At 69.7% G+C, this 10,436-nt stretch carries 9 protein-coding genes; 7 read left to right on the top strand and 2 right to left on the bottom strand.

Annotation, left to right across the window (positions count from 1 at the left end):
• Window positions 1-70: 70 nt before the first annotated feature.
• From ruvA to HMPREF0058_RS10675, 7 genes are all read left to right on the top strand, one after another.
• Window positions 71-700: a Holliday junction branch migration protein RuvA gene (gene ruvA, locus HMPREF0058_RS10705; protein ID WP_006549816.1), complete on the top strand. Its 630-nt coding sequence runs from the start codon at window positions 71-73 to the stop codon at window positions 698-700.
• The gene (ruvB, locus tag HMPREF0058_RS10700; RefSeq protein WP_034235563.1) at window positions 684-1,724 is read left to right on the top strand and encodes a Holliday junction branch migration DNA helicase RuvB; all 1,041 of its coding nucleotides are present in this window, start codon (window positions 684-686) and stop codon (window positions 1,722-1,724) included. The genes ruvA and ruvB overlap by 17 nt, the downstream gene beginning before the upstream one ends.
• Window positions 1,725-1,850: 126 nt before the next feature.
• Window positions 1,851-2,270, top strand: a complete 420-nt coding sequence (locus tag HMPREF0058_RS10695; RefSeq protein ID WP_024036558.1) for a preprotein translocase subunit YajC — start codon at window positions 1,851-1,853, stop codon at window positions 2,268-2,270.
• A 99-nt stretch (window positions 2,271-2,369) separates the two neighbouring features.
• A complete protein-coding gene (gene secD / locus HMPREF0058_RS10690) occupies window positions 2,370-4,343 on the top strand; it encodes a protein translocase subunit SecD (RefSeq protein WP_006549814.1) in 1,974 nt (657 codons plus the stop codon).
• Window positions 4,340-5,443 (top strand): protein translocase subunit SecF, encoded by a 1,104-nt coding sequence (gene secF / locus HMPREF0058_RS10685; RefSeq protein ID WP_006549813.1) that lies wholly within the window; start codon window positions 4,340-4,342, stop codon window positions 5,441-5,443. The genes secD and secF overlap by 4 nt, the downstream gene beginning before the upstream one ends.
• Window positions 5,440-6,006 carry an adenine phosphoribosyltransferase gene (locus HMPREF0058_RS10680; protein WP_006549812.1) on the top strand — a complete coding sequence of 189 codons (567 nt, stop codon included), beginning with the start codon at window positions 5,440-5,442 and terminating at the stop codon, window positions 6,004-6,006. The genes secF and HMPREF0058_RS10680 overlap by 4 nt, the downstream gene beginning before the upstream one ends.
• A gap of 48 nt (window positions 6,007-6,054) precedes the next feature.
• A complete protein-coding gene (locus HMPREF0058_RS10675) occupies window positions 6,055-8,382 on the top strand; it encodes a RelA/SpoT family protein (protein WP_006549811.1) in 2,328 nt (775 codons plus the stop codon).
• Between the two features lie 29 nt (window positions 8,383-8,411).
• Here the strand turns inward: HMPREF0058_RS10675 and HMPREF0058_RS10670 are convergent, their stop codons facing one another.
• Both HMPREF0058_RS10670 and HMPREF0058_RS10665 read right to left on the bottom strand, forming a co-directional pair.
• Window positions 8,412-9,023: a hypothetical protein gene (locus HMPREF0058_RS10670; protein ID WP_048684480.1), complete on the bottom strand. Its 612-nt coding sequence runs from the start codon at window positions 9,021-9,023 to the stop codon at window positions 8,412-8,414.
• A gap of 129 nt (window positions 9,024-9,152) precedes the next feature.
• Window positions 9,153-10,436, bottom strand: a 1,284-nt coding sequence (locus tag HMPREF0058_RS10665; RefSeq protein ID WP_006549809.1) for a DUF349 domain-containing protein, incomplete at its 5' end; no start/stop codon positions are given.

Genomic DNA, 10,436 nt, shown 5'->3' with positions numbered 1-10,436 from the left:
ACGGCGACACCGCCCTGCCCGGCCTGCTACTGTCTGTACAGACGTTCGAGCGTGAGAAGGAGAAGCCTGCATGATCGCCTCCCTGCGTGGCACGGTCCTCGACATCTCGCTGACCGGCGCCGTCATCGAGGTCGGTGGCGTGGGCATGGCCTTCCAGGCCACGCCCACCACGCTGGCCGGGCTGCGCGTGGGCGAGGAGGGCACGGTTCACACCGAGCTCGTCGTGCGTGAGGACGCCTTGACGCTCTTCGGTTTCGCTGACGCCGACGAGCGCCAGTGCTTCCGGGTCCTGCTGGGCGCCAAGGGGGTCGGCGCCAAGCTGGCGCTGGCGATCCTGGCTGTGCACACTCCTGACGCCCTGCGCCGTGCCATCGCCAGCCAGGACGTGGCGGCGCTCAAGCGGGTACCGGGCCTGGGGCCCAAGGGGGCACAGCGCGTCATCATCGACGTCGGGGACAAGCTGGGACCGCTGACCGGGCAGGACCTGGCTGCGGAGAGGCCTCAGGCTCCGGCTGAGACGGGCGAGGAAGCCAACCCTGACGTGGTGGCGGCGCTGGTCCAGCTGGGCTGGAACGAGGCGACGGCCCGCCAGGCTGTGGGCGCGGTGGAGTCAGGAGCCCAGGAGCAAGGCGAGGCGCTCAGCGTCCCGGAGCTGCTGCGGGCCTCGCTGCGCTGGCTCGGTGGTGGTCACCGTGGCTGAGGCGATCCCAGGCCGCGTGGTTGGCGGCGGGGCTGACGAGCTCGAACGTGCGGCCGAGGCAGCGCTCCGACCCAAGCGGCTGGAGGATTTCGTGGGCCAGGAGGTGGTCCGCGGTCAGCTCTCGGTGGTGCTGCGGGCCGCGCTCTCACGCGGCACGACTCCCGACCACGTCCTGCTCTCAGGCCCCCCGGGACTGGGCAAGACGACCCTGGCGATGATCATTGCCGCGGAGGTCGAGGGCTCTCTGCGGCTGACCAGCGGTCCGGCTATCCAGCACGCCGGCGACCTCGCAGCGATCCTGTCCTCCCTGGAGGAGGGGGACGTCCTCTTCATCGACGAGATCCACCGCCTGGCGCGTACGGCGGAGGAGATGCTGTACCTGGCGATGGAGGACTACCGGGTTGACGTGGTGGTGGGCAAGGGCCCCGGTGCCACCTCGATCCCGCTGTCACTGCCTCCCTTCACCGTCGTGGGCGCCACGACCCGAGCCGGCCTCCTTCCCGCGCCGCTGCGCGACCGCTTCGGTTTCACCGGCCATCTGGAGTACTACGGTCCCGCCGAGCTCTCCCGGATCCTGGCCCGCTCGGCCGGGCTGCTGGGCGTGCAGCTGGAGGCGCAGGCCGGTGCGGAGCTGGCTCGCCGCTCGCGTGGTACCCCGCGTATCGCCAACCGCCTGCTGCGCCGGGTCCAGGACTGGGCCGAGGTCCACGGCACTCCCGGGTACCTGGACCTGGAGGCTGCGCGGGCCGCCCTGGAGGTCTTCGAGGTCGATGCCCTCGGGCTGGATCGCCTGGACCGCGCCGTCCTGGAGGCCCTGTGCACCCGCTTCGGGGGAGGCCCGGTGGGGCTGACCACGCTGGCGGTGAGCGTGGGGGAGGAGCCAGAGACAGTGGAGACCGTGGCCGAGCCCTACCTCGTGCGCGAGGGGCTGGTCGTGCGCACGCCACGCGGTCGCAGCGCCACGGCCGCCGCCTACGAGCACCTCGGCCTGCAGCCGCCTGAGGGTGGGATGCTGCTGGTGTGAGCGCCTGGGCGGCGGGGCTCACACTCTCAGGTGACGCTCACCGCACCGACTGACGCCGCAAGTGCCCTAGACTCGGCAAGGTTGTCCCTGCCTGGGACAGTGTCACCCTCGAACGGAGGAGCCTGGATGCTCTGGATGCTCATCGTCATGGTCCTTGCCTTCTGGCTCATGTCGCGCTTTGCGCGCAAGCAGCAGGAGAAGATGACGGCTCAGCAGAACGCGCGCATCGAGGAGGCCATGGTTCCGGGCACCTGGGTGCGCACGCGCGCGGGCTTCTACGGCAAGGTCGTGGAGGTCGACGGCGAGGTCGTCACCCTGGCGACGGCCCTGGGAGATGAGTCGCTGTGGGCCAAGGCCTCCATCCTGGGCGCGGAGGAGCCCCCCTTCGCCTCCGTGGAGGATGAGCTCTCCGAGCTGGCCGACGGCGACGACCTGGCCGCTGACGAGACGGTCGAGGACGCGGTGGAGGAGACGGAGCAGACCGCTCCTGAGCCCCTGAGCTCGGCGGCCGAGCCTCACGCCCCTGCCCGTGACCAGCAGGACTGAGCCCGCCGTGCCCCGCGGCGCCGACCAGTCCTGCTCCCGATCCCACTGCGGTCGCCCGCAAGACGTCCGCTGACCCCACCACTGCGAGGAAGAGACCGCGTGTCTAGCAAGCAGATCAAGCACCCGGGCCGACGGCTCCTTGTGCTGCTCGTCGTCATCGCCATCGGGTACGCCGCACTGGCCCTGGGCGCTGCCACCCACCGCACCTCGATGACGCCGGGACTGGCGCTCGACCTGGAGGGCGGTACCCAGATCATCCTGACGCCGACCACCACGGACGGCTCGACCATCACTGACGAGGACGTGCAGCAGGCCATTGAGATCATCCGCCAGCGTGTGGATGCCTCTGGCGTGGCCGAGGCACAGATCTCTCGTCAGGGTGGTCAGAACATCGTCGTCGCCCTGCCCGGCCAGCCCAGCCAGGAGACCCTGGAGCTCGTGCGCACCTCCGCGGTGCTGTACTTCCGCCCGGTCATCCGGATCATCCAGGGCTCGGCCACGGCGATTGCCCAGGCTCAGAACCAGTACCTCGCCAAGGCAGCGGCCAGCGCCTCTGCCTCGCCGCAGGCCAGCGACGCCGCCACCCAGGACGCGACCAGCGCGCCGGCAAGCGAGCCGGCCCAGGAGCCCACGCCGCAGGCGACGGCGGTGCCGACCGTGACGGCCGAGCAGGTCGCTCAGACCTACGCCGACGTCAACCAGGACGGCACGATCAGCTCTGACCCGCTGCCGGCGACCTCAGACGACCATTCCTCCGACGAGTGGATCACCGAGCAGATGATCTACGACGCCTACATGACTGACTGCACGGCCGCGGACAACCTCACCGGCGTGAGCCAGGACCCGAGCAAGGCCGTCATCTCCTGCGCCAAGGACGGCTCGGGTGCCACCTACATCCTGGGCCCGGCCGATATCGCCGGTACCGATATCTCGCGTGCGAGCTCCGGCCTGGAGACCACGAGCCAGGGCACGACGACGAACAAGTGGGTCGTCTCCCTGGAGTTCGACAAGAAGGGCACCGACGAGTTCGCCGCGGTCTCCAAGCGCCTGCTGGCCTACCGTGACGCGGCGGCCGCCTCGGCCTCGACGACGACCCAGACGGGCTCGACCGACTCCCAGAAGGCCCGGTTCGCCATCGTGCTCGACGGCCTGACGCTCATGGCCTCAGGCTTCAGCTCGGACGTGACCACCCCGATCACCGACGGCCGGGTCCAGATCTCGGGCAGCTTCACCCAGGCCCAGGCCAACACGCTGGCCAACCAGTTGTCCTTCGGCTCCCTGCCGCTGACCTTCACCGTGCAGTCCGAGCAGCAGATTTCCGCGACGCTGGGCATCGAGCAGCTGCGCCACGGCCTCATCGCGGGTCTGGTCGGCTTCCTGCTCATCATCGTCTACCTGGCCTGGCAGTACCGTGGCCTGGCGGTGGTGGCTGTGACCTCGCTGGTGGCCGCGGCCGGGGTGACCTACCTGGCCATCGCGCTGCTGAGCTGGGCGATGGGCTACCGCCTGTCGCTGGCGGGAGTGGCCGGACTCATCATCTCCATCGGTATCACGATGGACTCCTTCATCATCTACTTCGAACGTATCCGTGACGAGGTCCGTCACGGACGTACCCTCGTGGCTGCCGTGGATGAAGGATGGTCCCACGCCCGCCAGACGATTATCGTCTCCGACGCCGTCAACCTCCTGGCTGCGGTTGTGCTCTACTTCCTTGCGGTGGGAGGCGTCCAGGGCTTCGCCTTCACCCTGGGCGTGACCACGGTGGTGGACCTGGCGATCATCGTCTTCTTCACTCACCCGATGATGGTGTGGATCCTGCGCTTCCGCTTCTTCGGCCAGGGCCACCGCTGGTCCGGCCTGGACCCGGAGCACCTGGGGGCGCGCTCCCTGGCCGCCTACGGCAAGGGCCGCCAGAGCGCGATTGACTCGGTGACCTCCTCGCTGGCCCGGCGCAAGGCCGAGGCCCGTGCCCAGGCGCGCCAGGCCGAGGACGAGCCGAGCCCCGAGCACGACCAGGAGGCTGACGCCGTCGACCCCGGTACCACGAGCGGAGAGGAGGGAGAGGACAAGTGAAGAGTCTCGCCCAGCTAGGTAACGACCTCTACTCCGGGCGCACGTCGATGCCCTTCGTCGCGCGCCGCAAGATCTGGTACATCGTCGCCCTGGTCGCCATCGCGATCTCGGCCGTGCTCGTGGTCAAGCCCGGTCTCAACCCCGGTATCGACTTCAAGGGCGGCACCGAGGTGACTATCACCGGCGTCGCCTCCCCCTCCGAGGGACCGGCCAATGACGTCCTGAACCAGGAGGGGATGTCCGCCTCCTCGTCGGTGACCACGATGGGCTCGTCCTCCGTGCGCGTGCAGACCACCGAGCTGACCAAGGAGCAGTCCGACTCCCTGGCCGCGGCCCTGGCCAAGGCTTACGACGTCGATGCCGGCGCCGTGTCGGCCACGACGATCGGCCCGACCTGGTCCTCTGACGTCACGGACAAGGCTCTGCGTGGACTGGTGATCTTCTTCGTCCTGGTCGGGGCGCTCATCTGGGCCTACTTCCGCACCTGGAAGATGGCGGTGGCTGCGCTGCTGGCCCTCGTCCACGACATCATCATCACCGTAGGTGTCTACGCGGCCTCGGGCTTCGAGGTCACCCCGGCCACCATCATCGGTGTGCTGACGATCCTGGGATACTCGCTCTATGACACCGTCGTGGTCTTTGACAAGATCCGCGAGAACACCAAGGACTTCGCCACGCAGACGCGCTCGACCTACGCCGAGCTGGCCAACCTCGCGGTCAACCAGACCTTCATCCGCTCGATCAACACCTCTGTGGTCGGTGTGCTGCCGGTGGCCTCGCTGCTGGTGGTCGGTGCCTTCATCCTGGGCGCCGGCACGCTGCGAGACATCGCGCTGACCCTGTTCATCGGCATGATCGCGGGAACGATGTCCTCGATCTTCCTGGCCACGCCCCTGCTGGTGGACCTGCGACGCCGGGAGAAGGGCGTGCGTGAGCAGGCCGCTCGTGTGGCCCGTGCTCGTGGTGAGCGCGAGGCTGAGGCCAGTGACGACCCGCAGGCCCTGGCGGTCCTGGCCGCGCAGCCGGTGGCGGCGCCGCTCACGCCGGGGCGCCACCTGGGTGTGGCCGCCCAGCCCAAGAGGAAGAAGAAGCACTCATGACCGCTCCTCAGCCTGACCTGCCCGCGCTGCCCGCCGAGCTGTCTAGCCTGGTGCTGGACAACCTGCGGGAGGTTCCGGACTTTCCCGAGCCGGGCGTCCTCTTCCGGGACATCACGCCGCTGCTGGCCAACGGTGAGGCCTTCGCGCGTTTCGTCGACGGTCTGGCAACCCACTACCGTGGTCATGTCGACGCCGTCGCCGGCCTGGAGTCGCGCGGCTTCATCCTGGCCGCCCCGCTGGCGGTCCACCTGGGCCTGCCGCTGATCGTCGTGCGCAAGGGCGGCAAGCTGCCCGGTCCGGTGCTGGGCGTGGACTACGAGCTGGAGTACGGCAGCGCCCGGATGGAGCTGCGCGCCGAGACGGTGGTGCCCGGTCAGAGGGTCCTTGTGATCGACGACGTCCTGGCCACGGGTGGGACGGCCGCGGCCTCGATCGCGCTGCTGGAGGAAGCCGGGGCTGAGGTTGTCGGCCTGTGCATGCTCCTGGAGCTGGCGGGGCTCGGCGGGCGCTCCAAGCTGCCAGGACGGCGGATCGACTCCGTGGTCACCTTCGCCTCGTCCTGAGCCTGCGGCTGCGGGCGCTGGCGGCCTCGGCGCGGCTATGATCCGTTTATGACGGAGACGAGGAGCACCAACGACGCCGGCGCCCAGAGCGTCGTCCCCGGCTCGCGCGTTCGCAGCCGTCTGGCCTGGTTCGGTTCGCGCGGGCACTCGACCCCACCGGCGATCGAGCCGCTGCTGCGCGCGCTGCGTGCCAATCACCCCAAGGCGGACACGAGCCTCATCGTGCGTGCCTACGAGGTGGCTCAGAAGGCGCACGAGGGCCAGCGCCGCAAGTCCGGCGAGCCCTACATCACCCACCCGGTCGCCGTGGCCACGATCCTGGGTGAGCTGGGGATGACGCCCCAGACCCTGGCGGCGGCGCTGCTGCATGACACCGTCGAGGACACCGACTACACCCTGGAGCGTCTGCGGGCAGACTTTGGCGACGAGATCGCCCTCTTGGTCGATGGCGTGACCAAGCTGGACAAGCTGCAGTACGGCGAGGCCGCGCAGGCCGAGACCGTGCGCAAGATGATCATCGCCATGTCCAAGGACATTCGCGTCCTGGTCATCAAGCTGGGGGACCGGCTCCACAACGCTCGCACCTGGAAGTACGTCTCGGCCGAGGGCGCGGCCCGCAAGGCGAAGGAGACCCTGGAGATCTACGCCCCGTTGGCCCACCGGCTGGGGATGAACACGATCAAGTGGGAGCTGGAGGACCGCTCCTTCAAGGCGCTGTACCCCGGTGTCTACGAGGAGATCGAGCATATGGTCGCCGAGCGGGCCCCCGCCCGCGAGGAGTACCTGCGCCAGGTGCGCCTGCAGATCGAGGAGGACCTGCGGGTCAACAAGATCAAGGGCACGGTCACTGGCCGGCCCAAGCACTACTACTCCGTGTACCAGAAGATGATCGTGCGAGGTAAGGACTTCGACGACATCTACGACCTGGTGGCCGTGCGCGTCATCGTGGACACCATCCAGGACTGCTACGCCGTGCTCGGTGCGCTGCACTCGCGCTGGACGCCGATGTCCGGTCGCTTCAAGGACTACATCGCAGTCCCGAAGTTCAACCTCTACCAGTCCCTGCACACCACCGTCGTCGGCCCCGGCGGCAAGCCGGTGGAGATCCAGATCCGTACCCACGAGATGCACCGGATGGCCGAGTACGGCGTGGCGGCGCACTGGAAGTACAAGGAGGATCCCAACGCCACCGGTCCCAGCCCCGCAGGCGGACGCGCCGTGGACGCCGACGCCGGTGAGATGGCGTGGCTGCGCCAGCTCGTGGATTGGCAGAAGGAGACCCAGGACCCGGCGGAGTTCCTCGACTCCCTGCGCTACGAGATGGCCGGTACCCAGGTCTACGTCTTCACCCCTAAGGGGGACGTGCTGGCGCTGCCCGGCAAGTCGACGCCGGTGGACTTCGCCTACGCGGTCCACACCGAGGTGGGGCACCGAACGGTAGGTGCCCGGGTCAACGGCCGGCTGGTGCCGCTGGACACCCAGCTGGAGAACGGAGACACGGTCGAGGTCTTCACCTCCAAGGCCCAGGGCGCGGGGCCCTCGCGCGACTGGCTCAGCTTCGTGGGCTCGCCCAGGGCCCGCAACAAGATCCGTTCCTGGTTCTCCAAGGAGCGCCGTGAGGAGGCCATTGAGGAGGGCAAGTCCGCCATCGCGCGTGCGATGCGCAAGAAGGACCTGCCGATCCAGCGCCTCATGAGCCACGACTCGCTCACGGACGTGGCCAAGACCCTGGACAAGGGGGATATCGACGGGCTGTACGCGGCGGTCGGGGAGGGGCATATCTCGGCCCAGCACGTGGTGGACACCCTGGTGGCCGCCATGGGCGGCGAGGCCGGGGCGGAGGAGACCCTGGCTGAGGGCGTGGTGCCCACGCGCGCCTCCTCCCACCGCAGTCCGCGCCCGACGGACTCCGGCGTGGTCGTGAAGGGCATGGACGCTGGGGACGTCTACGTCAAGCTCGCGCGCTGCTGCACACCGATGCCTGGTGACCCGATCGTCGGTTTCATCACTCGGGGCTCGGGGATCTCGGTGCACCGGACCGACTGCCTCAACGTCGAGCAGCTCCAGCGCGAGCCCGAGCGCATGATCGAGGTCCACTGGGCCGATCACGCCCCGAGTGCCTACCTGGTCCAGGTTGAGGTCGAGGCGCTGGACCGCGGGGGACTGCTGGCCGATATCACGCGGGTTCTCGCGGACAACCACGTTAACCTCATGAGCGCCAACATTGGCACCAGCCGTGACCGGGTGGTCACTGGTCACTTCGTCGTCGAGCTGGCTGAGGCGAGCCACCTGGACCACACCCTGGCCTCGCTGCGGCGTATCGACGGCGTCTTCGAGGCCCGCCGGACCACCTCGACCTCGCGCCGCCACTCCTGAGCAGCGGCCGCGCCCGCGCGCCAGCACCTCTACGCGGGCGGGGCGTCATAGACGGCGTGGATGATGGCGCGGGCCCGCGGGCGTCCCACGCCGCAGGAACCTCGGCACCGCTCCAGGGCAGCCAGCAGCGCGGCACGGCGGGTGCCGCGCGCCATGGCACACAGCACGGCTTGGACGGCTTGGAGGGCCGGTGCGGTGCGTGCGAGGTCGACGACGGTGCGCTCCAGGGTGGTGCAGCGTTGGCCGGCGATGTCGGTGACGTCCACGGCAGGCAGCCTCACACGCCGCGTCAGGGTACGCGGGGTGTGTCCGCAGCGCTCGGGTGAGGCGACGACGATGACCTGGGGCGGGGTGCCGCCGGCGTGGACCCACAGCGCCCCGGCGCCGGTGAGGACAACAGAGGGCAGAAGCGCCGGGCGCAGGGCGTGCATGCGCTGGCGAGGCAGAACGAGGCGGTCTCTTGGCCACAGGCGGCCGAGGACCTGCTCAGTCAGAAGCGGATCGGTGCTCGCCTGCCGCAGCAGCCCGAGCTCGCGGTCCGTCAGCGCCTCCACCACGGCGGTGGTCACAGGCGGTGACCACCAGCGGTCAGCGGTGGGATAGGGGCGTGGCTGCCTGGAGGGCGGGAACGTCGTCGTCATAGGGCCATGGTGGTGGCGTGGCGCGGCAGGGGCTAGTGGCAGGCGAGGCCCTGTGGACAACGAGTCCTGGTACGCCGGTGCCCTCGTGCGCTGTGGACACGGGGCACGAGGGCACCGGAGGGAACCTGGTCAGGCGCGAGCCGATAGGCGCACCTGCTCCAGCCAGGCGCGGCGGGCGGTCAGAGCCGCTTCGGCCTCCGCGATCTTCTTGGAGTTGCCAGCGGCCTGGGCGGCGGCGAGGTCAGCCTCGAGCTCGGCGATGGAGTCCTCCAGCTGACCGGCTAGGCCCTCGGCGCGGGCCTTGGTCTCCGGGTCGCTACGGCGCCACTCGGCGTTCTCCGCCTCGCGGATGGCGTCCTCGACGGCCCGCATGCGTCCCTCGATGCGGCGCACCGCGCCACGCGGCACGCGGCCGGCCTCCTCCCAGGCGTCCTGGATGGGGCGCAGTGCCTTCTTGGCGGCCTTGATGTCCTTGATGGGCAGCAGGGCCTCAGCCTTGGCAACGAGAGCCTCCTTGACCTTGAGGTTCTCGGCGAACTCGGCGTCCACGGCCGCGTCCTTGGCGTGACGGGCGTCGAAGAAGACCTGCTGGGCCGCACGGAAGCGGGCCCACAGGGCGTCGTCCTCCTTGCGCGAGGCGCGGCCGGCCTTCTTCCACTCCTCCATCAGCTCGCGGTACTTCTGGGAGGTACCGGCCCAGTCGGTGGAGTGCTGGAGCTCCTCGGCGCGCTTGATGAGCGCCTCCTTGGCGGCCTTGACCTTGGCCTGCTTGGCGTCCAGCTCGCTGAAGTACTGGCGGCGGTGGCGGTCGAAGGTGGTGCGGGCGTGGCTGAAGCGCTTCCACAGGCCGTCCTCGGTGGGGCGGTCCAGGCGCGGTCCACGGCGCTGGGCGCCCTTCCACTGCTCCAGCAGCTCGCGCAGCTCGGCGCCCGAGCTCTTCCACTGGGTGCGGGCCGGGTCCTGGGCGGCGATGGCCTCAGCGCGCTCGACCAGGGCGGTGCGGTCCTTGAGAGCCTGCTCCTTGGCCGCGGCGCGCTCGGCGGTCACGGCCTGACGGCGCTCGGCCGCCACGGCGCGCAGCGCGGCGAAGCGGGCACGCAGCCCGTCCAGGTCACCCACCGCAGCGGGCTCCTTGAGGGACTCCTCGATGGAGGCCAGCGTGGAGTCGATCTCCCGGACCGACAGCTGGGGCAGGCGCGTGGCGAACAGGTCCACCGTGGCCTTGAGGTCGAGGAAGCGGCGGACGTAGAAGGCCATCGCCTCGGCGATCGGCGCGTCGGGGAACTGACCGACCTCGCGCTCGGTGCCTCCGTCCTGGACGTAGACCTTGCCCTCGCCGTCCACACGTCCCCACTTGGCGGCGTCCATGGCCTCCTGCGGGTCGATCTCGGGCTCGGGCGCAGCGGCGGGGGC

Source organism: Actinomyces urogenitalis DSM 15434 (assembly GCF_000159035.1).
GTDB lineage: Bacteria > Actinomycetota > Actinomycetes > Actinomycetales > Actinomycetaceae > Actinomyces > Actinomyces urogenitalis.
The sequence above is the reverse complement of the archived record's forward strand: the minus strand, read 5'-3'. Positions and strand labels throughout refer to the sequence as shown.

What these genes read in the sequence shown, in the direction of transcription:
- ruvA (WP_006549816.1), top strand. Translation starts at nt 71, where the DNA reads ATGATCGCCTCCCTGCGTGGCACGGTCCTCGACATCTCGCTGACCGGC.
- HMPREF0058_RS10695 (WP_024036558.1), top strand. Translation starts at nt 1,851, where the DNA reads ATGCTCTGGATGCTCATCGTCATGGTCCTTGCCTTCTGGCTCATGTCG.
- HMPREF0058_RS10680 (WP_006549812.1), top strand. Translation starts at nt 5,440, where the DNA reads ATGACCGCTCCTCAGCCTGACCTGCCCGCGCTGCCCGCCGAGCTGTCT.
- HMPREF0058_RS10675 (WP_006549811.1), top strand. Translation starts at nt 6,055, where the DNA reads ATGACGGAGACGAGGAGCACCAACGACGCCGGCGCCCAGAGCGTCGTC.
- HMPREF0058_RS10670 (WP_048684480.1), bottom strand. Translation starts at nt 9,023, where the DNA reads ATGACGACGACGTTCCCGCCCTCCAGGCAGCCACGCCCCTATCCCACC.